The organism is Microbacterium murale (genome assembly GCF_030815955.1).
Classification (GTDB): Bacteria; Actinomycetota; Actinomycetes; order Actinomycetales; family Microbacteriaceae; genus Microbacterium; species Microbacterium murale_A.
On record NZ_JAUSXK010000001.1, the window covers coordinates 144915 to 166781 of the forward strand.

The following is a 21867-nucleotide window of genomic DNA, read 5'->3' on the forward strand; positions in this document are numbered from 1 at the left end:
CGGCCGGGTTTTCCTTCTTTATGAGGGAACCTCCGCCATCGCGATCCCGCTCATAGACCGCGCATGGTGATCAGATCAGCGGTGCTTCGGCGCAGCGGTGCCGACCCGAGAGCTCTGATCAGGGTGTTGCGGGCGCTCAGACCGAAGCCGTGCAGCGGGTGCCCCATCGTCATATAGAACGACGAGCGGCGCTGAGCACGCGCGGCAGAGCGCAGTGCACCTCGCTCGTACGCGCTGAAGTCGGGCGCAGCGCTGCGCAATGACCGCTCGATCGCGACAGCGAGCTGTCGCGCACCGTTCCAGCCGAGGTTCATGCCCTGTCCTCCGATCGGACTGGTCTCGTGCAGTGCGTCTCCGAGGAGCACCGCTCGGCCGACGGCTGCTCGCGCCGCACGATGCTGCTGCGCGCGAAACGGAGTGGGCGCGATCTCCGTCGCGCGATCAAGACGGACGCCGGTACGCTCCTCGATCTCCTGCGCGAACGCGGCCCCGTCGCGCAGCCGGTTCAGCGGATCCGACACCACCCATCGTCTCCGCCCCTCCGGAAGCGGGAATGACTCCACGATTCCGCCGGACTCGCAGTACAGACGCACTCTCGTGCTCGCCCCTTCGTCAGCGACATCCGCCATCGTGTAGGAGCCGCTTCCGCGTCGTTCGCGCCAAGGGATGCCCAGGCGACGACGGATCCCGCTCCGCACCCCATCCGCCCCGACGACGATGGATGCCGTGGTCTCGTGGCCCACCCCGCCGGCCTCGATCACCAGGCGCACGACATCTCCCTCGTCGCGCACGTCACGTACCGCGTGGCCGAGGCGCACAGCATCCGGCTGCAAGTGGGCAAGGCGTTCGACGAGCAGCGCATGCGTGCGGTGCTGCGGGAGGATCAGCACCTCCTGGCGAGTCGTGAAGGAGACCGAGGCGAGCACTCGACCGTCGCAGAGCACGTCACCGCCGTGCAGTTCCAGCGCCTGACGTCTGGCGTCTTCTCCGACGCCCACCGCGTCGAGAGCCGCGCGTCCGGGGGGATGTATCCCGATCGCCCGCGACCGGTCATCTCCAGTCTCGCGCTGCTCGAACAGTGCGATATCGACCCCGACCTGAGCCAGCAGGCACGCCAGCACAAGGCCGACGGGGCCACCACCCACGATCGCGACGTCATGATCCGGCATCTGATACCTCGTACCGCAGCTCGAGCCGCGCGGGAAGGGCGGTCCGCACCGACCAGCCGCTGGGGATGACTGCGGAGAGTTCGGCCGGCGTATATGCCCGGCGGATGCTGGTGAGCCCATCGGGTCGGATGAAGGAGCCGGCGAGCAGATTCCTCGCGAACGGCAGCGTCCCTGCGGCGAAGCCCCGGTAGGCGAGCCGGCTGCGTGCGATGTCCCGATGGAGGACGACACCACCGTCCGAGATGAGCGCGGCCGAATCCTGGAGCAGTGACGACAGTTCGTCTCCGCTGAGATGATGCAGCAGATGATTGGAGATGACGATGTCGAACGTCTCACCGGCATCCACGAGTTCGCTCGTGTACGCGCATCGATACTTCACCCCGCCGCCGCGACTGCGCGCCCACCGCACTGCTCTCGCGTCGGCGTCCAGCGCGGTGACCTCGATCGCCAATCCGTCCCTGCGCGACCAGTCCGCGAGCGCCCGCGACACATCCCCGCCGCCGGCACCGACGTCGAGGACACGGATCACCCGCGTTCGCGCCCGTGGACGGATGTCCCGTCGGTACACGGCGCGCCATCGGGAGACGACCGCGTTGATCAGGGGGAACCGCTCGTAGGTGCGCTCGAGCATCCGAAGATCCGCATCCGGGTCGTCCATCAGCTCACGCGCATCCACCGCACGAGCCGAGAGATCAGCTCTCATGGCTCCCCGGCGCGACGACGGTCATCAGCGCGCTTTCGGCTGTGAGCCCTGGACCGAATGCCATCGCCGCCACCCGTTCCCCGTTCTGCGCCCCCTCGTCCAGGATCCGGCGCAGGACGAACAGCACCGTCGCGCTGGACATGTTGCCGTACTCCCGCAGCACTTCCCTCGCCGGCACCATCTGAGCATCTGAGAGGAGCAGTTTCTCCTGCACCCGATCCACGATGCTGCGTCCACCGGGATGGATCGCCCAGTGTGCGATGCGCTCGCCGATCGAGTCGTTCTCGAACGCCTCTGCCAGTGTCTCCTCCGGTGCGTACAACGGCCTGAGCGCATCGTGGATGTGATCGCCGATGAGCTGCGGAACAGCCGTCGACAGGACCATCTCGAATCCGTGATCGCCGATCGTCCACGCCATGTCCTTCTTGCCCTCGGGGATCATGCCGGTGTGGAAGCGGTCAAGGGCGAGGCCGGGGACGGCGGAATCGAAGACACGAGAGGTGACGATGCCCGCCGCCGCACCGTCAGCGAACAGCGAGGTCGCGACGATCATGTCCGGGTCGTCGGTGGAGCGCAGGTGCAGCGTGCAGAGTTCGACGCTGACGACCAGCACCACGGCATCCGGATCGCCCGCGCAGAACTCGCTCGCCGCACGCAGCGCGGGCATCGAGGCGTAGCAGCCCATGAACCCGAAGTGCTGGCGGCGCACGCCGTCCCGCAGCCCGAGGGCGCGGACGATCTCGTAATCGGGACCGGGCGCGTAGAAACCCGTGCATGACACGGTGATGACGTGCGTGATATCGGCAGCGGTGATGTCGGGGTCGGCATCGAGCGCGCGCCTGGCCGCTTCGACGAACAACCGCCCGGCTTCGCGGATGTAGACCTCGTTGCGCGCCTTCGTGCCCGGCTCGAGCAGCAGACCCGTGTCACGGTCGAAGAACTGCGGATCGATGACGTCAGCCGTGAAGGACAGCTCCTCCAGGACCGTATGCCGGGTGTCGATCCCCGAACCGTTGAACGACGCCGAGACGATGCGTTTGGCGAGGCGACTGATCTCGGGTTGCGCGGCGAAGACGTCGCGCACCTCTTCCTGCGCCAGCACTGTCTCGGGAACGATCGTCTGGATGGAGCGCAGCACAGGAGAAGGCGTCATGTGTGTCACTCAAGCATGTGCACACCTTCAGGGAAAGGGGCTTGCGTCAGAAACCCAGGGCGCGGGCGAGCTTGGACCCGGATGCCGCGTTCCGGCCACCGGCTGCGACGATCGCGGCTTCGACCGCGGTGAAGAAGGCATCACGTCCTGCGGCGTCCGCGGGCGCTGCGGGCCCCAGCTCCATCTCCCATTCCCGCCATTCGCGCTCTGTTCCGGAGCGGAGATCCGTGGCGCGCACTCGATCGTCGACGAACTCGGCGACTACGCCGTCCCGTCCGGTCAGCAGATACGCCGTACGATCGTTGCGGATGCGCGCGAGCGGGGTGAGCGTCTCGGTCGTCCATCGCGAGATCGCTGTGGTCACGGCATCCGGAACGGCATCGGAATCTCCCAACGGCCAGCCCAGTTCGAGTCGTCCGTCACCCTCGCGCGGACCCTTGATGTGCCAGCCCTCGTCCGGCCCGCCCGTGCGGCGGCGCAGCGCCACGCCGGAGCGCGACAGCGCGGCGTCCGCCGTGTCGAGGTACTGCGCATCGAGAGCGCGATGCTCGCCGGAGGTCACACCGTCCACTCCGGGAATCGCATCCCAGACCGGCAACGGCGTCGCATCGTCGACGTCGTACTTGCGCTCGACCTCGACCGTGCGTGAAGGCTCAGTCATCACTGATTAATCGTCACTGCTCTTAATCGTCACTGGGCTCTTAATCGTCACTGGGCGTGATGTCGTCACTGGACTCGACGAACCAGAACCCCACCTCAGTCGGCCCGTCGCTCGCGCCGGTGTTGGCTGCAGCGCTGCCTCGTCGATAGATGACCTGGGTCGCACCGTACGGTGCGATCAGTCTGTCCTGCTCGATGTCTTCGAGCGGAAGGATCTGCCCGTCGAGCGGGCCGTCATGAAGTCGTGCGATTGCCATGTGCTCACCATAGTCCTGAGTACGCCGAGCGGTGCTCATGCCACGGCGACACCGAGCACAGCGCCGATGATCATCCATGGGCCGAACGCGATCCGAGTGGACCGGTTCGCCCGACGGAACGCCATGAGAGCGAGCGCGTAAAGCGCCCCGAGGACGAAGGCGGATGCCGCACCGACGGCGAGCGCCTGCCAGCCGTGCCATCCCAGCACCAGGCCGATCAGTGCGGCGAGCTTCACATCTCCCCCTCCGATGCCGCCTCTGCTGGCGGCGCGCAGCACGGCGTAGAGGCCGCCGAGCACCAGCATCCCGATCACGGCACCGATCAGCGGGCCACTGCGGCCCGTCACGAGCGCGTCGACCCCCACCAGCGCCAGCAGCGCCGCGAGCGTCGGCAGCACGATCCGGTTCGGCAGCCGGTGCGTGCGCGCGTCGATCGCGAGCAGCCAGACGCCGATGCCGGCCAGCCCGATGTGCACGAGCACGACGATCACGTCGTACGGCGTCACGGCGGAAAGCATGCCCGAAGGTTATGAGAACGGCGGGTGCCGTGTACTGGCCCTGTGGATAACCCCGGGAGTTTCAGAGATCAAGGATGTCGAGATCGATGGTGAGCATGTCTCCCTCTTCGATCCCCTGCGCGTCGCGGATCGACCTCTTCAGCGGCAGCACGAACGCGTTGTCGCTGAAGAAGATCGATGTCCGCCAGATGGAGGCGCCGATCCTGGCCTGCACTCGCAACGAACCGAAGCCCCGTTTCGGTGCCGGCAGTTCGCGCAGCTCCAGCGAGAGCTCCTCGGGCATGGTCGCGAAGTACCACGACTCCACACGTTTGTCCCAGCGCGTGACCGGGCTCTCGAACTCGATCTGCATGCATCAACGGTAGCGCGGAACCAGTTGTCGGATGTGCGAATTACGATGAGGGTTCCACTTGCTTTATTCGTAGATAAATTCGAGGATGGATGTATGGGCACAGCACTCTCCGCCCCCTCCGCTCTCCCCCGCGAGGGCAACGCCTCCCGCGCACAGGAGGTGCACCGCCTGCGCGGCGAGATCGCCCGCATGCAGCGGCGGCGCAGCGATGTACCCTTCCTCCCCCTCGACCCAGCCCTGGAGGGGCTACTGCCCGATCCCGGTCTGCGGGTCGGTTCCTCATACTCCCTCTCGCCATCACCGAGCCTTCTGGGCGCTCTGCTCGCCGCCCCTTCGCAGAAGGGGTCGTGGTGCGCGATCATCGGCATGCCCACGATCGGCGTCGAGGCGATGGCAGGCTTCGGCGTCGAGCTGGACCGTCTCGTCCTCGTGCCTGATCCCGGTCCGCGCTGGCTCACGGTCGCCACTGCGCTCTCGGAGGTGATCCCGCTCATCGCGGTGCATCCGCGCAGCAGGGTCGCCGATGCAGACATCGCCCGGCTGAACGCGCGCCTGCGCGATCGCGGCTGCACACTGCTGGTCACAGCGCCCTGGCCGCAGAGCGAGGCGACGATCCGCGTGGAGGAGACCGAGTGGCACGGCCTTGGCGAAGGCTGGGGGCTCCTCGCCGATCGCACCGTGACTCTGCGCGCATCGGGGCGGCGGCATGAGGCTCCCAGTCGGGTGCGGGTGCGGATGCCTACCTCCCTCGGACGCGTGGATGCCGCACCGGCGCCCCTGCGCCCGGTGGCGCCTCTACCCGTGCCAGTACCTCACACGATCAGTGCCGGATCCGGCAGTTGGGCGGCGGCCGGATGAGCATGCCCCCTCGTCATCTCGTGCTGTGGCTGCCGGACTGGCCGGTGCGGGCAGCGCTCGGAGCACCGCCCGCAGATGAACCCGTCGCCGTCGTGCAGGCGAACATGGTGATCGCGTGCTCGGCATCCGCCCGAGCGCAGGGAGTGCGGCGCGGCCAGCGCCGGCGGCTGGCGCAGACCCGCTCCCCCTCGCTGCGCCTCATCCCCGCAGATCCTCGCCGTGACGAGCGCGCCTTCCTGCCCGTGCTGCGTCTGCTGGAAGAACTCGTACCCGGCGTCCAGCCGCTGCGCCCCGGTCTTGCCGCGCTGCGCGCCCGAGGAGCGGCCCGCTACTACGGCGGAGAGGAGCAGGCAGCGCTGCGCCTCATCGACGCTCTCGCCGAGCATGACCATCCCGGCACTCGTGCGGCCATCGCCGATGGACTCTTCACTGCAGAGCAGGCCGCGCGTCTGGCAGCACCGGCACTCATCGTCACCCCTGGCGGGTCACAGGAGTTCCTCGCCCCTCTTCCCGTGCAGGCGCTGGGCGACGAAGAGGTGACCGCCCTGCTCGAAAGGCTGGGCATCCGCACCCTTGCGGAGTTCGCCGCCCTCGCCGAGACCGACATCCGCGACCGGCTGGGTGAGCGCGGGGCGAGGTTGCACGCGCTGGCCTCCGGCGCCGATTCCCGACCGCTGGTGCCGCAGCATCCAGAACCGGAGCTCGCACGCGAGGTCGTGTTCGAGACGCCCCTCGAACAGGCCGATCAGGTGGCGTTCGCGGTGCGGCAGACAGCGGATGCCGTCACCGCGGCTCTCGCCGAGCTCTCACAGGTGTGCACCGAGGTACGGATCGACCTGACCGATGATGACGGAGCGATCTCGACGCGGGTGTGGATGCACCCGACCTCTTTCGAGGCGAGCGACCTGGTCGATCGGGTGCGCTGGCAGTTGGAGTCCCTTCCCGCATCTGCGAAGTCCGATCGCGCATCGGCAGGCATCGCCGAAGTGCGGATCGTGCCGACCAGGGTCGATGACAGCGCCCATCACCAGCCCGGCCTCTTCGGACAGGGACCGCAGCAGCGACTGCACCATGCCGTCTCCCGGGTGCAGGCGATGCTCGGTCATCGCGGCGTGGTCACCCCTGTGGTCGTGGGCGGGCGCCGGCTCGCCGACCGACAGCTGCTTCAACCCTGGGGCGACCGGGTTCCCTCGGAGCGCGATGCCGCACTGCCCTGGCCTGGCAGCCTGCCTCCGCCGTATCCTTCCGAGATATTCAATCCACCGCTGCCCGCACGGCTGACCGCGGCAGATGGCACGCCGCCGCGGGTGGACGAGCGTGGCGCGCTCTCCGCCGCCCCCGCTTGGATCGAGGAGACGGCGGTTTCCAGCTGGGCGGGCCCCTGGCCGCTGCGCGAGCGCACCTGGGACAAGGAGCAGGCCCGCCTCGCACAACGCCTTCAGATCGTCGACGAGTCGCAGCGTGCCTGGCTGGTGCTCTGGGAGGACGACTCCTGGTGGGTCGAAGGGCGGTACCGCTGATGGGCTTCCACAATCCTCCACTGACCTGGAAAGAGCTCGAGCAGACCCTCAGCGGGCGCGCGCCATCCGAGCCGGCAGAGCTTCGACCACGGCCGGATCCGGGGCCGATCAGCCGTCGAAGGGTTCCGACGCCTCCGCCGACGGTCATCCCACCCGAAGACGCCGTCCCCTACGCCGAGCTGCACGCCCACACGTCGTACTCCTTTCTCGATGGTGCCTCATCCTCCGAAGATCTGCTCGCCGAGGCGGCACGGCTCGGACTCACGGCTCTCGCCATCACCGACCACGACGGCTTCTACGGCGCCGCCAGGTTCGCAGAGGTCGCTGATCTGATGAAGAGCGGACTGCAGACCGTCTTCGGCGCCGAGCTGTCGCTCGGACTCCCCGCTCCACAGGGCGGCGTCCCCGACCCTGTGGGAGAGCATCTGCTCGTGCTGGCCCGCGGGCTCGAGGGGTACCATCGCCTCGCCGGAGCGATCACCAGGGCGCAACTGCGCGGTGGTGAGAAGGGGCGCCCGGTCTACGACCTCGATGATCTGGCATCGAGCGCGGACGGGAACTGGACGATCCTCACCGGATGCCGCAAGGGCGGCGTGCGCCAGGGGCTCGCGGCAGGCGATGCCGCGACGCCGCTGCGCCGCCTCGTCGACCTGTTCGGCAGGGACAACGTCGCCGTCGAACTCTTCGACCACGGCGATCCGCAGGACACTCGCCGTAACGACGCCCTCACCGATCTCGCCACCGAACACCGCCTCCCCGTGGTGGCGACGAACAACGTGCACTATGCGACTCCCGAGCGCGCCGGACTCGCAGAGGCCATGGCCGCGGTGCGCGCGGTGCGCAGCATGGATGATCTGGACGGGTGGCTGCCCTCCCACGGTGCAGCGCATCTGCGCAGCGGCGCTGAGATGACCGCGCGATTCCAGCGTTACCCCGGTGCGATCTCGCACGGCCTCCTCATCGCCGAGGAGTCCGCCTTCCCGCTGCGACGCGCACGACCGGATCTGCCGAGGCAGAAGGTGCCGGAGGGGCACACCCCGATGAGCTGGCTGCGCCGGCTGGTGTGGGATGCCGTCCCCGCCAGGTATCCCCGCCTCGACGACGACGGGCGAGCCAGGATCGACCGCGAACTGAACGTGATCGAGGAGAAGGATTTCCCCGGCTACTTCCTGATCGTGCACGGGATCGTCGCCGAGGCGAAGCGTCGCGGCATCCTCTGCCAGGGGCGAGGATCTGCTGCGGCGAGCGCCGTCTGCTATCTGCTCGGCATCACCGCGGTCGACCCGATCCTCTACGGGCTGCCGTTCGAGCGGTTCCTCGCCAGCACCCGCACCGAAGAGCCCGACATAGATGTGGACTTCGACTCCGGGCGACGCGAGGAGATCATCCAGTGGGTCTACGAGCAGTACGGGCGTGAACGCGCGGCGCAGGTGGCGAACGTCATCCAGTACCGTCCGAAGAACGCCGTGCGCGACATGGCGAGAGCACTGGGATACTCCCCCGGACAGCAGGATGCCTGGTCACGTCAGGTCGACGGCTGGGGTGCCGACCTCATGCCCGTGGACGGCCATGACATCCCCGAGACTGTGCTGGAGTACGCCAGCGATGTGCTGAAAGCGCCACGGCACCTCGGCATCCACTCCGGCGGAATGGTGCTCACCGCGCGCCCGGTCGGAGAGGTCGTGCCGGTCGAGCACGCCCGGATGGAGAATCGCACCGTCATCCAGTGGGACAAGGACGACGCCGCCTGGATGGGACTGGTGAAGTTCGACCTGCTGGGGCTGGGGATGCTCGCCGCCCTGCAGAACTGCTTCGAGATCATCGCCGCAACCACCGGGGAGAGCTGGACGCTGGAGACCATCCCCAAGGAGGAGCCGGCGGTCTACGACATGCTCTGCCGCGCCGACTCGATCGGGGTGTTCCAGGTGGAATCGCGTGCGCAGATCGGCCTGCTCCCCCGGCTGCAGCCCCGCTGCTTCTACGATCTCGCCATCCAGATCGCCCTCATCCGCCCCGGTCCGATCCAGGGCGGTGCGGTGCACCCCTTCGTACGCCGCAAGATGGAGAAGGACCGCATCGACGAGGAGAATCGTCGCCGGGCAGCCCGCGGCGAGGCTCCGACGCCACCGATGGAGATCCCCTACCCGCACCCGGTCCTCAAGCCGGCGTTGGAGCGCACGCTCGGCATTCCCATCTTCCAGGAGCAGCTCATCCAGATGGCCACGACGATCGGCGACTGCACGGCCGACGAGGCTGACACCCTCCGTCGTGCCATGGGCTCCAAGCGCGGTCTGGAGCGGATCGACAGCATCCGCGACAAGCTGTACGCCGGCATGGCGCGGCACGGCCTTTCTCATGAGCAGGCCGATCGCATCTACGAGCAGATCCAGGCGTTCTCGAACTTCGGCTTCGCCGAGTCGCACTCCCTGTCGTTCGCGCTGCTCGTCTACGCCAGCTCCTGGCTGAAACTGCACTACCCCGCCGCCTTCCTCGCCGGTCTCCTGCGCTCCCAGCCGATGGGCTTCTACTCCGCGTCGACGCTCACCGCTGATGCCAGGCGGCACGGTGTGGAGGTGCGCAGGCCAGACCTCCACGCATCGGCGGCGACCGACTCCCTGGAGCCCCTGTCTCTGGAAGACCTGACGGATTCCCCCGCTCAGACCGGGCGGGACTCCTGCCGCACGTACGAGCAGCCGGCTGCGCCCCGTTTCGACAGGAATGCACCGGATGAGTCGGCAGAGCACCGTCGTGACGGCGCCTTCGCCGTGCGCCTCGGCCTCAGCGAGGTACGCGGGATAGGAAAGTCGATGGCGGAACGCATCGTGGCAGAGCGGGAGGCGAACGGCCCCTACCGTGACCTGCACGATCTGGTGCGGCGCACGGATGCCACAGCCGCTCAGCTGGAGTCTCTGGCCACGGCGGGCGCCTTCGAATGTCTCGGGCTGAAGCGCCGCGAGGCGATCTGGCTCGCAGGCGCCGCCGCATCCGACCGCGCCCGCTTCCTGCCCGGCACGACCGTGTCGGTGCAGCCTCCGCTGTTCACCGACCAGACGAGCTATGAGCAGCTGGCCGCAGATCTCTCCGCCACCGGCGTCTCCACGGATGACCATCCGATGGCGCACTTCCGCTCCGCACTGGGCGAGCGGGGCGTGCTCACCGCCGCGCAGCTGCGCGAGCATGAGGTCGGACGGCGCATCGAGGTCGCCGGTCTCGTCACTCACCGGCAGCGCCCTGCGACAGCGGCCGGGGTCACGTTCCTGAACCTCGAGGACGAGCACGGACTCGTCAACGTGGTCTGTTCGACCGGGGTCTGGAACCGCTATCGACGAGTCGCAAGAGACTCGCCGGCGCTGATCGTCCGCGGCATGCTGGAGCGTTCCCCCGAGGGCGTCATCAATGTGCTCGCAGACGGATTCCAGGATCTGCGCACCGGCATCGAGCATCGATCCCGCGACTTCCGATGAGCGTGTCACCACCTCGCCATCAACTGCTATTTTCAGAGAATGGTGAATTTAGATCGACGGCTACCCCGCCCCGGCTGCGATCTGCGGTTCTTCGACAGCGGCGGAACCGGTCATGGCGTCGTCTTCACGCACGGCGCGGGGGTGGACCATTCGATGTTCGATGCTCAGGCGCGCGCCGCACAGGAGGCAGGGTTCCGCGTCATCTGCTGGGATCTTCGCGGACATGGCGCATCCGTTCTCGATGACGGCATCCGCTTTCGCGCAGCGGACGCGCTCGACGACCTCGTTTCGCTCGTCGGCCACCTGGAGCTGGAGCGCCCTACGCTGATCGGCCACTCCCTCGGCGGCAATCTGTCGCAGACCGTCGTGAAGCGTCATCCCGGACTCGCCGCCGGCCTCATCATCGTCGATTCCACCTGGAACGCCGGGCCGTTGACGATAATGGAGCGCTTCGGGCTCCGCCTGGCCGCACCGCTTCTCGCGCTGGTCCCCGCGGCAAGACTCCCAGAGCTCATGGCGAAGGCGTCGGCGACGACTCCCGCCGGCGTCGCCTACGCACGCGAATGCTTCGCACTGATGCCGAAGCGGGTGTTCCTCGACGTCTGGCGCGCCACGCTCTCGCTGGTCGATCCCGATCCTGACGCGCTGACGCCCGTGCCACTCACGCTCATCCGCGGCGCAGAGGATCGCACCGGGAACATCACGGCGGCGATGCCGCGATGGGCGGCTGCAGAGAACATCGCAGAACACGTCATACCCACCGCAGGGCACATCTCACCACTGGATGCCCCGGGCAGGGTAAGCAGCGCGATCCTGAACGCGCTGATCTCCCAGAGCAGGAGCACAGAGCATGGATGACGAGCGTCAACGATTCGTCAACACGGTCGGCGACCTGCTCACCTCCTGGAACCTCTCCCGCGCCACCGGTCGTGTATACGGCTATCTGCTCATCAGTGCAGAACCGGCGTCGTCGGATCAGCTCCGCGCAGTGTTGTCACTGAGTACGGGTGCGGTGAGCGCTTCCGTCCGCGAACTCGTCTCGTGGGGGCTGGCGCGGACCATTCCGCAACCGGGCAGCAGACGACTGCTCATCGAGGCTGCGGGCGGGTTCGAGCAGCTTCTCGCAGCGAGTCACGAGCGTGCCCGCGCATTCGTCCGCACTCTGCGTGCCGGAGAGGACGTCGTCGAGGGCGAACACGCTGTCGCCCGCCTGCGCGATGTCACCGACCTCTTCGAGGCGTACATCGATTCCGGGGAGCGGATGCTGCGCGAGCGCACCTGACCCCGCCCGCGCGCGATCTCACCAGAAGCGCGGTGGCTCCGGCTCAGGGACGGTGTCGGCCCCACCCCAGCGGAGCGCCTCGACGCTTGCAGCTTCGGCCGCAGCATCCGCTCCGCGCAGCGCGACATCGGCCTCTGCCGAGCCGGGGCCGGTCGGATCGACCACGAGCATTGTCTTGATCCCACCTCTCGTCGGGGCGATCACGCATTCGATGACGCGGCCGGTCCAGCCCACGGCGTCCGACACGGACGAGGACTCCTGCCGATAGCGGATGCGGGTCTCCAGGTCGGTCACGACGACGACCGAGCGCGAGCCCGTGTCATCGGCCCTCTCGGTCACCTCAACGCGATGTCCGTACGGGATCGGTGCCGGCACCGCGATCGTGATCGTCCTGTCCATGGCTCCAGCCTATGAACTTACGGCCCGCAGACAAGTGGAACATTGACGCCTTCACCATGCGATGCCAAAGTGAGGCACACAAGGAGGTGCTGCCATGCGCGAGTACTCATTCGTGAGCATCCCCATCGCCCGTCGTCGCGGAGGCACTGCGCTGAAGGGCGACTACCGCGATGTGATCCAGGACAAAGCAGCCAGCGGCTGGGAGTTCGTCCAGGCGATCCCGTTCGACACGGACATGCAACCGCACCTCGATCTGGTGTTCACGCGAGAGGTAGGACAATGAGACACCCGCTTCGCCTGCTGCAGGCCTTCACGCTGTTCTGCGCCGGACTCTTCGGCCTCTTCGTCTTCCTGGGCAATTTGATGGACTACGACTCGAACTATCAGTTCGTGAAGCACGTGCTGTCCATGGACACCACCTTCGAGGGCAACGCACTCATGTGGCGCGCGATCACTGTGCCATGGGTGTGGACCGTCGGCTACATCGGCATCATCGTCGCCGAGGGGGTCTTCGCCGCACTGGGGCTGATCGGCGGCGTGAAGCTGTTCCTGCGTCGCGACGCCGACCTCGCGAGCTACGACAAGGCGCGCACCTGGGGCTATGCCGCCTATGCGATGGGCTTCACGATCTGGTTCATCGGCTTCATCGTCATCGGGTCCGAGTGGTTCGCGATGTGGCAGTCCAGCAGCTGGAACGGCAAAGACACCGCCATGCCGCTCGCCATCCTCTGGGCAGGCTTCGCCGTGCTGCTCGCCCTGAACGAGTCGGAGCACGCGGTCGAGGCGAAATAGACTCGCCCCATGCCGGCACTCCGTCTCGATGCACGCGCGGGACGACTTTATTTCGCCATGCAGTCGCTGGCGGGCATCGGCTGGTGGATCGGCGTGTTCTTGAGCGACAGCATCCGCACGCTCACTCTCGGAGAGCTGAGTCCGACGGTCGTCGCGTGGTTCGACATCCCGTTGTTCGTGATCGGCTCCGCCTTGGTCGCGTGCGGGGTGCGCCGGCTGGTCTGGGTCGTCGCATCGTGGACCGTTCTGGTGAGCGGCGGCATGGCGCTCTACGCGACGTTCACCGGTCTCGCGGGCTGGGGTGCGCTGCTGATGATCGCTGCGGCGGTCGGCAGCGTGGCGGCAGGCCTGCTGGTATGGCTCGGCCGACTGCCCACGGAGTGGATCCTGTTCGGCCCGTTCGCCATCCGCCTGGCACCCGTGACGTCCACCTCTGCGCACGTGGCGCGCACCACCGGTCAGGTGATCGCGTTCTGGGGGCTGTTCCTCGCAGTGTTCCCCGTGATCATCGCATTCGTCGAGCACCGGTGGAATCTGCATCTACCGCTTCCGGATCCGACGCGGTGGGCGGGTGCGGCTCTGCTCCTCGCCGCGAGCATGCTCGGCATCTGGTCGGCGGCGGCGATGTCGACGCGGGGCGAGGGCACGCCTCTCCCCTCCGCGACCGCGCGCCGACTGGTGATCGCCGGGCCGTATCGATTCGTGCGCAATCCGATGGCGTTGGCCGGCATCGCGCAGGGAGTGGCGGTCGGGCTCATCATCGGTTCCTGGCTCGTCGTCGTGTACGCACTGTGCGGTTCATTGGTATGGAACTGGATCGTGCGACCGCTCGAGGAGGCAGACCTCGGCAGACGGTTCGGATCCGCGTATCTCGAGTACGCCCGTGCCGTGCGGTGCTGGCTCCCCCGCCTCACGCCTTTCCTTCCAGACGGTGAACATCCCGTGACTCAGCGGAGATCCTCAGGCACCGCCTCCTAGCCTGGAAGGCATGGATACCGGAGCCGAGAACCTCAACGCCATCGCCGCATGGGCGGTCTCGCTCATGGAGACTCTCGGTGGACTCGGTGCCGGTGTCGCCATCGCCGCCGAGAATCTGTTCCCACCGCTTCCCAGCGAGGTCATCCTGCCCCTCGCCGGGTTCGCCGCGGCGCAGGGCACGCTCGGCCTCGTCGAAGTGCTGATCTGGACCACTGTGGGCTCGATCGTCGGAGCGCTTGCGCTCTACGGCATCGGCGCGTGGCTGGGTCGACGCCGGATGTACGCGATCGTCGAGCGGATGCCACTGATCAAGACAGCAGATGTCGAGCGCACGGAGGCATGGTTCGAGCGGCACGGTTCGAAGGCCGTCTTCTTCGGCCGCATGATTCCGATCTTCCGCAGCCTCATCTCGATTCCCGCTGGTATCGAACGGATGCCGTTGCTGCGGTTCACGCTGCTCACGGCCGCCGGTAGCGCGATCTGGAACACGATCTTCGTACTTGCCGGCTTCTATCTCGGAGCGAACTGGCACATCGTCGAGGACTACGCCGGCGTGTTCCAGAAGGTCGTCATCGCCGTCGTGGTGGTGGCTGTCGCCGTCTGGATCGTGGTGCGCGTGCGGCAGGTGCGGCGCAACAGACTGGCTGTCGACTGACGCGTACGCGGCATGGCAGGGTGGCAGCATGACCGCAGAATCGACGCTCGCGGAGATCGCCGCGGCACTCTACGCCGGACCGCCGGACGACTTCGTCGCGGTCCGCAACGCACACGCGAAGGCGGCGTCCGACCGCGATGTCGCCCAGCGCGTGCGCGCCCTGCGGAAGCCGTCCGTGGCCGCGTGGGTCGTGAATGTCTTCGCACGGGAACGCTCCGACGAACTCGGGGAGGCATTGCAGCTGGCCGCCGAGCTGCGCGAAGCACAGGCCGATCTCGACGCACAGGCGCTCGCCCAACTCGGGCGCCAGCGACGAGCGCTCACGATCCGGCTCGCCAAAGAGGCAGCAGACCTCGCCGCAAGCCGTGGAGAACGCATCACACCGGCGACTCTCGACGCCGTCCAGCAGACGATCAACGCGGCGTTCTTCGACCCCGACGCTGCCGCAGCCGTCGCTTCCGGCAGACTGATTCGCGAACTCCGCGCGTCCAGCGCACTGCCGCTCGAGATGGATGCGCTCGTCGCGGGCGGGCTCACCGGCGCCGCTCCCCCTCCCGCTGACGAGCTGAGCGAGCGGCGACAGCGGCGACAGGCCGAACGCGCCGTCCATGACGCGGAAGAGGAACTCGCCGGCGCGGAACGGGATCTCGCGAAGGCAGAAAGCGATCGGAGCGAGGCGAACCGCCGAGCTGAAGAGTTCTCCGCGCGGATCGGGGAACTCGAAGCGGAACTCGAGCGGACCCGTCACGAACACGACCGGGCGCGAAGCGACATCGACGCGGCGGATCAGAGCGTGGCCATGATCTCAGAGCAGGTGTCGAGAGCGGAGCGTTCCGTGCACGAGATGCGTCACGCGCTCGACGAATAACGCTGCTCCCGAAGGAGACGGGATCACCGCCGTACGATTGGCGACGTGGAGAGCGAAGTGCACAGCATCCGGACCCTCGGCATCCTCGGCGCCGGCAGGCTGGGCACCGTGATCGCTCGACTCGCCGCATCCGCCGGCTATCGCGTTCTGGTGGCGGCGTCGGGAGATCCCGCGCTCATCTCTCCCGCGATGAAGGCCATCGGCGCGAAAGCAGCGAATGCCGCGACCGTCGTAGCCGACGCGGATGCCGTCATACTCGCGTTACCGCTCGGAAAGTACCGGATGCTGAACGCCGAGGCGCTGCGCGGCACTCTCGTGATCGACGCGATGAACTACTGGTGGGGCTCCGACGGCATCCGCGACGATCTGAGTGACGCACGAACCTCGACCAGCGAGCTCGTGCAGGGGCATCTCACCGGCGCACGCCTGGTGAAGGCATTGAGCCATATGGGGTATCAGGACCTCGAAGATGAGGCGCGTCCAGCCGGAAGCGCGGGACGAAAGGCGATCGCGATCGCCGGCGACGACACGGCGGATGTCGCGATCGTCGCATCTCTCGTGAACGATCTCGGTTTCGATCCGGTGTTCGCCGGCCCTCTTGCCGCAGGGATCATGCTGGAGCCGGGCGCCGAGGCGTTCGGAGCAGATGTCGATGCGACGCAGCTGCGAGAGATGCTCGATCGCTTCCCGACGTCGCAGCGAGGAATCGTCGTGGCGCGGGCTCGGGGCGACCTGCCGCTTTGAGCTGCCGCATCGAGTGAATCAGGCCGCATCCGCCGAACGCAACAGGATTCGTTCGTCCTCCACGCTGACCTCCCACACCGGCTGCGGCACGCTGGCCGGTCCCCGATCGACTGCACCGTCTTCGAGGTGGAATCGACTGCCGTGCCACGGGCAGGTGATGCAGCCGTCCGAATCGAGGGTTCCTTCGTCCAGCGGGCCGCCCGCGTGGGTGCAGACGGCCGAGATCGCGCGAAGCTGACCGTCTTGCCGCGTCAGCAGCACCGGCACGTCGTGCACGCTGACCCGGACGAGTGTGCCGTCCAGGATCTCGCTGTCGGCGGCGACGTCCGTCCAGGATCGCGTCTGCCTCTGGAACGCCGTCCGGTTGACGCCGATGCCGCGCACGAAGGAAAGATGTCCACCGAGGTACGCCGAGGCGAGTGTGATGCTGAGACCGACGGCGCTGAGGGCCATGCCCGTGCGACGGTGTCCGCTGCGACGCGCGAGCCACGACCCCGCCTGCATCGTCGTGGCGACCGCGTTCGACAGCGCATGCACGAGACCGACACGCTTGTCAGCGCCTCGGGTGCTCGACCAGTCCGAAGCACCTGACAACGCCGTCGGCGCGGAAGCGAGAATGCCGAGACCGACGAGCCGGCGCGCAGCCGCTTCGCTCTCCCGCCCACCGGTGAGGTCGAGCGCGACGGCCGCGCCCCATGCGCCGATCGGAAGATCAGTCAGCACCGGGTGCAGCTGATGTCCGAGCCAGGATCCCGACAGAGCATTCTTGAACCAGGTGGGGTGCGTCACCGCATCAACCCAGCCGCTGATCGTGCTCGCCGTGCCGTCCAGCGTCTTCGCGCGCTCGATGCCGCGGATGACGGTGCTCGGCATGCTTGTCGAATCGGTCATTGTGCCACTCCTCACGACGGTGACGCCGCCCTGCCTGTCCGTTCTGTCTACTCCGACGTTGCCGCCTGGTCAACGGGCTGGAGCTCTGCTCTGGGCACGTGCGAGATCGGGGGCACATTTATGCCGAGGATGCGTGCGCGTCCAGGCCAGCTCGACTCGCCCACGTACGGGAATTCGAGCTCGAGAAGCGCGGAGTTGTCGAGCGCAGGAAAGATGTCGCGATACCAGTCAGGGTCGAGTCCGACGAGCTCGCAGAGCATGAGGCGCATCAGGGTGGCATGTCCGACCACGAGCACGCTCCCGTCGGGGAACTCGGCCGCGAGTTCGTCGAGCACCGGCATGGCACGCGCGATGCCGGCGCGACCCGACTCTCCGTCGGGTAGCGGATGCTGCGCCGGCTGCCGTCCGAATCCGGCCCAGTCCTCAGGGAACGCCGCCGCGAGTTCCGCCGGGGACATCCCCTCACCGCGCCCGAAATCGATCTCCACGAGGCGCTGGTCGATGCGAAGCGGCAGACCTGCAGCCTCGGCGGCCGGTTCGGCCGTCAGGCGCGCACGACTCAGAGGCGACGCGACGATCGCAGAGAGCTCGGCCGTGCCCGCCCAAGCGGCGAGTCCGGCAGCCTGCAGCATCGCGTCCGGGACGAGCGCCACATCGGACGAACCTGCGTAGCGATGCTCGGCATGCCACTCCGTTTCGCCATGACGGGCAAAGTAGAGCGTCGTCATGCGCCCTCCGATCTGTCTCTCCGATCGTAGGTGCATCACCCTTGCGGATACTGGACGCACGCTCGGGCGAAGTGCTGCGGCGGAGCTATCCTTGGCCCACGACGTATTGCGATGAAGGAGAACCCCGTGTCCGATGCCCTGCGCGATCTCCTTGCCCGTCATGTCGAGGCCGGCACGATGCCAGGGGCTGTCGGTACGCTCGGAGAGCGCTACGAGCCGGTCGCCGTGGGACTCGCCGCGCCCGGAGGACAGCCGTTGCAGACCGACGCGATCTTCCGCATCCAATCGATGACGAAGGCGGTCAGCGCCGTCGCGGCGCTGCGTCTGGTGCAGGACGGCGTGATCGCTCTGGACGATCCGATCGCGACATGGTTGCCTGAGCTGGCCGAGCCTCGTGTGCTCGTGCATCCTGACGCACCCATCGAGGACTCTCGCCCTGCGCGCCGCCCGATCACCGTACGCCATCTGCTCACCAATCAATCCGGATACGGCATGATGACCGCTGACTCTCCCCTTCGGAGAGCGATGATCGATGCCGGGATGGAGGCGGGCGCCGAGCCCGTTGATCGCGGTGCGCAGGATTGGCTCGACGGACTCGCTTCGCTGCCGCTGGCCTTCGAGCCGGGCGACGGATGGCGCTACCACCATTCGTTCGGAATCCTGGGTATCCTGCTCGGCCGAGTGTCGGATCTGAGCACACAGGAAGTGCTGGATGCGACGGTGTTCACGCCGGCGGGCATGTCGGACACCGGGTTCACCGTTCCGCTTGATCAGGCGCACCGCCTGCCCGCCGCATTCAGACACGGAGCGGCAGGGCTCGAACAATCGGAGCCGGCTGGTGCCGGCTTCTACGTGGCGCCGGCACCGTTCGACGTGAGTCACGCCGAGTTGGTCTCGACGCTCGCTGACTATCATGCGTTCCTTCGAGCGCTGGTCGATGGTCGCTTGATCGACGCGGACCTGCGAGACGGCATGCGCAGCGACCAGGTGGATGCGGCGGCGAAACGTCCGGACAGTTTCTTCCCCGGCTTCTGGGAGAACATGGGCTGGGGCCACGGCGTTTCGGTCGTGACGGACGGTCCGCACCGGGGTCGGTTCGGCTGGTCCGGTGGTCTCGGCACCGACTTCTTCGTGGACCCTGACGGCACGATCTGCATCGTGATGACTCAGGTCGAGCTGGATGACAGGATCTTCGCGATGATCGGCGAACTGCAGGGGCTGCGCTGAGCAGATCTTTCTTCGCGAGCGTCTTGAAGAGTACCTTGTGAGCGTGTCGACAGATTCGATGAGCGAGCCGATGTCGGTTCCCCCGGCATCCCTGGATGCTGCCCTGGGCGACATCGACTGGACGATACCGCCGGCCGGGTCGAGGAGATCCTGGTTCTCCGCCCCCAGCGGCGAACTGGCGATGCTGTCACTGGGTGATCCTGGGCAGCCGCGCGTCGTGCTGGTGCCGGGTGCGACAGGCTCCAAAGAGGACTTCGCGCTGATGCTGCCGATCCTCGCCCAGGCCGGCTACTTCGTGCAGTCGTTCGACCTGGCGGGTCAATACCAGTCGCACGCAGCGGGCGCGGACTCGGCGTACACGCATCAGCTCTTCGTCGAGGACCTCATCGCCGTCCTCGAATCCGGCGGACCCGCGCACCTTCTGGGCTACTCGTTCGCCGGCACGATCGCTCAGCTCGTGGCCGTGCACCGCCCGGATCTCCTCCTCTCCCTCGCGCTCCTGACGACGCCGCCGAGCTCCGGCAATGTCTTCGAGAGCATGCGCTTGCTGGGGCGCCTCGCACCGTTCACGAGCGCGCGCCGTGGTGCCGCTCTCATGATCTGGGGCATCGTGACGAACAAGAATCGCGTCCCGCCCAGGCGGCTCCACTTCGTGCGATCGCGTTTCGCTCTCACCAGTCGGCGCAGTGTCGAGGAGATCGTCGGGCTGATGATGAGATCACCGGATCTGCGGAGTCGTGTGCGGGACCTGCCTCTGCCGAAACTCGTCGCCGCCGGATCACGCGACCTGTGGCCGCTGTCCGCGCACGAGATGTTCGCTCGTGACATCGGAGCGGAATTCCGCAGCTATGCGACGGGACACAGCCCGAGCGAGACCACGCCGCATCAGCTCAGCGCGGACCTGCTCGACCTGTACGCCCGATCCGGGGGCTGATTCACTGGGCCGCTGGCATCCCGATGCGTGCGCGGCGACGGGCCTGCCGCCGCCGATGCGGGGCTTGCTGAGGCATGTGCAGCCTGACGGTAGGCAGCACGAAGCTGAGCCGCCTCCGGAGTGACGCCCAGTCCTTGAACGGTCGTGCCGACACGTCGACGACGAGGTCACGGTCGCGCAGCACGGTCATGCCGGGGCGTATGTGGAACGACAGGTCGAAGTCGTCGTGGATGTTCTGCTCATTCCGATGCACTTCGCCGCTCAGCATCCGCCAGGCGTCGGTGCGCATCGCCATGTTCGAGCCGAACAGCGGCGCATGCCCGAGGAACGGCGTGAGTACCGCATACATGCCGCCGATGTAGAGGTGCTCCCCCATCCATCGCACCAAGGGGGTGGATCCGTAGAATCGCGGGTCGCCGGTGAGGAAGTCGAGCTCGGGGCGGCTCTGGAACCTCTGAACGATCCTCTCGATCCAGTCCCGACCCGGGCGGGAATCGGCGTCCAGACGGCCGATGATGTCTCCCGATGCCGCGTCATAGCCGGCCGATGCCGCCTGCGGTATTCCTGGAACGGGTTCGGCAACGACTCGGGCTCCGTACCGCTCTGCCACTGCCGCCGTGTCATCAGTGCTGCCGTTGTCGACCACGATGATCTCGTCCGCTCGGCGGGTCTGCTCCCCGAGGGCCTGGAGGCACAACTCCAGCAGGCGCGCGTCGTTGCGCACCGGTATGACCACGGAGATGGAGAGGTAGGTCGTCATCGTCCTCCTATTGTGCGCGTGCTGCGGCAACGACCGTGGACCTCGACGCGCGCGCCTCGCTCGTCAGCACCGCGGCCACTCCTGCACCGCACAGCGCGAATCCGATGAGCGTGACGATCGTGAGTGGCTCGCCGAGGAGAAGCGCTCCCGCTGCCGCGGTCGTCGGAGCGACGAGGAAGAGGAGGGCGTTCAGCGCGGTGATTCCCACCCGGCGCAGCAGCCACCAGTACAGTCCGTATGCCGTGAGCGCCGGGAAGACAGCGGCGAATCCGGACGCGAGCCAGAACGAGGCGGATGCCGGTGGCACGAGCGCACCGAAGATCGCGGCGACCGGCACCAGCGCCAGGGCGGTCACTGTCACGTGGATGGTCAGTGTGACGAGCGTTCCCGTCCGAGGTTCGGAGCGGCGCTGGAGGAAGGTGCCGATGATCAGACAGACCATCGCGAGGGCAGGCCAGAGATAGGCGGCCGGGTGCGCGGTGGAATCGTCGAGCTGGGAACGCACGACCAGCAGGACCCCGGCCGCGCCGATCATGAGCCCGGCCCATTGCGCCCCGCGGACTCGCAATCCCAGCAGCGGACCGACGAGCATCGCGACGACGAGCGGTTGCACGGCATCGATCAGCGCCGTCGTACCGGTGGCGACGCCTTCCGCGATCGCCGCATACACGGCCGTGCAGTATCCGAACTGCGCGAAGAGGCCGATGAGCGCCTGGTGCCGTACGTCCGCTCGCGTCACGCCTCTGCCTGCACCAGTGAATGCGACGACCGCGAGCAGGACAGCGGCGAGGGGAACGAACCGCCACACGAGCAGAGTCAGCGGCGAGACATCGACTGAGGCGATCGCCGGAACGAGAAAGCCGGAGCTCCAGCTCAGGACGAAGGCCGCACCGGCCATGACGGTCACGCTTGCACGAACTATACCGATCTGTTTACTCACCCAATTGACTATACA

Annotated in this window: 25 protein-coding genes; 13 read left to right on the forward strand and 12 right to left on the reverse strand. The window is 67.4% G+C overall.

The window, feature by feature from the left end:
• Window positions 1-50: 50 nt before the first annotated feature.
• The 7 genes from QFZ46_RS00705 to QFZ46_RS00735 all read right to left on the reverse strand — a co-directional run bounded on the left by QFZ46_RS00705 (window position 51) and on the right by QFZ46_RS00735 (window position 4812).
• On the reverse strand, window positions 51-1169 hold the full coding sequence (locus QFZ46_RS00705; RefSeq protein ID WP_307357299.1) for an FAD-dependent oxidoreductase: 1119 nt from the start codon (window positions 1167-1169) through the stop codon (window positions 51-53).
• Window positions 1156-1872: a methyltransferase domain-containing protein gene (locus tag QFZ46_RS00710; RefSeq protein WP_307357301.1), complete on the reverse strand. Its 717-nt coding sequence runs from the start codon at window positions 1870-1872 to the stop codon at window positions 1156-1158. The genes QFZ46_RS00705 and QFZ46_RS00710 overlap by 14 nt, the downstream gene beginning before the upstream one ends.
• Entirely contained in the window at window positions 1862-3025 is a 1164-nt protein-coding gene (locus QFZ46_RS00715) for a type III polyketide synthase (RefSeq protein WP_307357304.1), read from the reverse strand. Before QFZ46_RS00715 ends, QFZ46_RS00710 begins: the two co-directional genes overlap by 11 nt.
• 46 nt (window positions 3026-3071) lie before the next feature.
• The gene (locus QFZ46_RS00720; protein ID WP_307357306.1) at window positions 3072-3686 is read right to left on the reverse strand and encodes a CYTH domain-containing protein; all 615 of its coding nucleotides are present in this window, start codon (window positions 3684-3686) and stop codon (window positions 3072-3074) included.
• A gap of 40 nt (window positions 3687-3726) precedes the next feature.
• The gene (locus QFZ46_RS00725; protein WP_307357308.1) at window positions 3727-3942 is read right to left on the reverse strand and encodes a response regulator; all 216 of its coding nucleotides are present in this window, start codon (window positions 3940-3942) and stop codon (window positions 3727-3729) included.
• A gap of 35 nt (window positions 3943-3977) precedes the next feature.
• Window positions 3978-4460, reverse strand: a complete 483-nt coding sequence (locus QFZ46_RS00730) for a prepilin peptidase (protein WP_307357310.1) — start codon at window positions 4458-4460, stop codon at window positions 3978-3980.
• A 61-nt stretch (window positions 4461-4521) separates the two neighbouring features.
• Window positions 4522-4812 carry a DUF1905 domain-containing protein gene (locus QFZ46_RS00735; RefSeq protein ID WP_307357312.1) on the reverse strand — a complete coding sequence of 97 codons (291 nt, stop codon included), beginning with the start codon at window positions 4810-4812 and terminating at the stop codon, window positions 4522-4524.
• A 93-nt stretch (window positions 4813-4905) separates the two neighbouring features.
• On the opposite strand from QFZ46_RS00735, the gene QFZ46_RS00740 reads away from it, so the two are divergent.
• The 5 genes from QFZ46_RS00740 to QFZ46_RS00760 are packed head-to-tail and all read left to right on the forward strand — an operon-like array spanning window position 4906 to window position 11936.
• Window positions 4906-5670: a hypothetical protein gene (locus tag QFZ46_RS00740; RefSeq protein ID WP_307357313.1), complete on the forward strand. Its 765-nt coding sequence runs from the start codon at window positions 4906-4908 to the stop codon at window positions 5668-5670.
• Complete coding sequence (locus tag QFZ46_RS00745; RefSeq protein WP_307357315.1) at window positions 5667-7190, forward strand: DNA polymerase Y family protein; 1524 nt, start codon at window positions 5667-5669, stop codon at window positions 7188-7190. Before QFZ46_RS00740 ends, QFZ46_RS00745 begins: the two co-directional genes overlap by 4 nt.
• The gene (locus QFZ46_RS00750; RefSeq protein ID WP_307364440.1) at window positions 7190-10654 is read left to right on the forward strand and encodes an error-prone DNA polymerase; all 3465 of its coding nucleotides are present in this window, start codon (window positions 7190-7192) and stop codon (window positions 10652-10654) included. Before QFZ46_RS00745 ends, QFZ46_RS00750 begins: the two co-directional genes overlap by 1 nt.
• Window positions 10655-10693: 39 nt before the next feature.
• A complete protein-coding gene (locus QFZ46_RS00755) occupies window positions 10694-11512 on the forward strand; it encodes an alpha/beta fold hydrolase (protein ID WP_307357318.1) in 819 nt (272 codons plus the stop codon).
• Window positions 11505-11936, forward strand: coding sequence for a GbsR/MarR family transcriptional regulator (locus QFZ46_RS00760; protein WP_307357320.1), 432 nt, complete (start codon window positions 11505-11507; stop codon window positions 11934-11936). Before QFZ46_RS00755 ends, QFZ46_RS00760 begins: the two co-directional genes overlap by 8 nt.
• An 18-nt stretch (window positions 11937-11954) precedes the next feature.
• On the opposite strand, the gene QFZ46_RS00765 is transcribed toward QFZ46_RS00760, so the two are convergent.
• Window positions 11955-12335 (reverse strand): hypothetical protein, encoded by a 381-nt coding sequence (locus QFZ46_RS00765; protein WP_307357321.1) that lies wholly within the window; start codon window positions 12333-12335, stop codon window positions 11955-11957.
• A gap of 94 nt (window positions 12336-12429) precedes the next feature.
• Here QFZ46_RS00765 and QFZ46_RS00770 point away from each other — a divergent pair, with 94 nt between their 5' ends.
• The 6 genes from QFZ46_RS00770 to QFZ46_RS00795 are packed head-to-tail and all read left to right on the forward strand — an operon-like array spanning window position 12430 to window position 16372.
• Window positions 12430-12618 (forward strand): DUF4177 domain-containing protein, encoded by a 189-nt coding sequence (locus QFZ46_RS00770; RefSeq protein ID WP_307357323.1) that lies wholly within the window; start codon window positions 12430-12432, stop codon window positions 12616-12618.
• Complete coding sequence (locus QFZ46_RS00775; RefSeq protein WP_307357326.1) at window positions 12615-13127, forward strand: DUF2165 family protein; 513 nt, start codon at window positions 12615-12617, stop codon at window positions 13125-13127. Before QFZ46_RS00770 ends, QFZ46_RS00775 begins: the two co-directional genes overlap by 4 nt.
• A 9-nt stretch (window positions 13128-13136) precedes the next feature.
• Entirely contained in the window at window positions 13137-14105 is a 969-nt protein-coding gene (locus tag QFZ46_RS00780) for a methyltransferase family protein (RefSeq protein ID WP_307357329.1), read from the forward strand.
• Window positions 14106-14115: 10 nt separating this feature from the next.
• Entirely contained in the window at window positions 14116-14760 is a 645-nt protein-coding gene (locus QFZ46_RS00785) for a DedA family protein (protein ID WP_307357331.1), read from the forward strand.
• 28 nt (window positions 14761-14788) lie between these two features.
• Window positions 14789-15628 (forward strand): transposase, encoded by an 840-nt coding sequence (locus tag QFZ46_RS00790; protein WP_307357335.1) that lies wholly within the window; start codon window positions 14789-14791, stop codon window positions 15626-15628.
• 45 nt (window positions 15629-15673) lie between these two features.
• Window positions 15674-16372, forward strand: coding sequence for an NADPH-dependent F420 reductase (locus tag QFZ46_RS00795; RefSeq protein ID WP_307357337.1), 699 nt, complete (start codon window positions 15674-15676; stop codon window positions 16370-16372).
• Between the two features lie 18 nt (window positions 16373-16390).
• On the opposite strand, the gene QFZ46_RS00800 is transcribed toward QFZ46_RS00795, so the two are convergent.
• The gene (locus QFZ46_RS00800; RefSeq protein WP_307357340.1) at window positions 16391-17263 is read right to left on the reverse strand and encodes a Rieske 2Fe-2S domain-containing protein; all 873 of its coding nucleotides are present in this window, start codon (window positions 17261-17263) and stop codon (window positions 16391-16393) included.
• Window positions 17264-17310: 47 nt separating this feature from the next.
• Window positions 17311-17991 carry a histidine phosphatase family protein gene (locus tag QFZ46_RS00805; protein ID WP_307357343.1) on the reverse strand — a complete coding sequence of 227 codons (681 nt, stop codon included), beginning with the start codon at window positions 17989-17991 and terminating at the stop codon, window positions 17311-17313.
• A 126-nt stretch (window positions 17992-18117) separates the two neighbouring features.
• Here QFZ46_RS00805 and QFZ46_RS00810 point away from each other — a divergent pair, with 126 nt between their 5' ends.
• Entirely contained in the window at window positions 18118-19218 is a 1101-nt protein-coding gene (locus tag QFZ46_RS00810; RefSeq protein WP_307357347.1) for a serine hydrolase domain-containing protein, read from the forward strand.
• Between the two features lie 43 nt (window positions 19219-19261).
• Window positions 19262-20152, forward strand: a complete 891-nt coding sequence (locus QFZ46_RS00815) for an alpha/beta fold hydrolase (RefSeq protein WP_307357351.1) — start codon at window positions 19262-19264, stop codon at window positions 20150-20152.
• Window position 20153: 1 nt separating this feature from the next.
• Here the strand turns inward: QFZ46_RS00815 and QFZ46_RS00820 are convergent, their stop codons facing one another.
• Both QFZ46_RS00820 and QFZ46_RS00825 read right to left on the reverse strand, forming a co-directional pair.
• The gene (locus QFZ46_RS00820; RefSeq protein ID WP_307357353.1) at window positions 20154-20912 is read right to left on the reverse strand and encodes a glycosyltransferase; all 759 of its coding nucleotides are present in this window, start codon (window positions 20910-20912) and stop codon (window positions 20154-20156) included.
• Window positions 20913-20919: 7 nt separating this feature from the next.
• Window positions 20920-21852, reverse strand: coding sequence for a DMT family transporter (locus QFZ46_RS00825; protein ID WP_307357356.1), 933 nt, complete (start codon window positions 21850-21852; stop codon window positions 20920-20922).
• Window positions 21853-21867 lie beyond the last annotated feature (15 nt).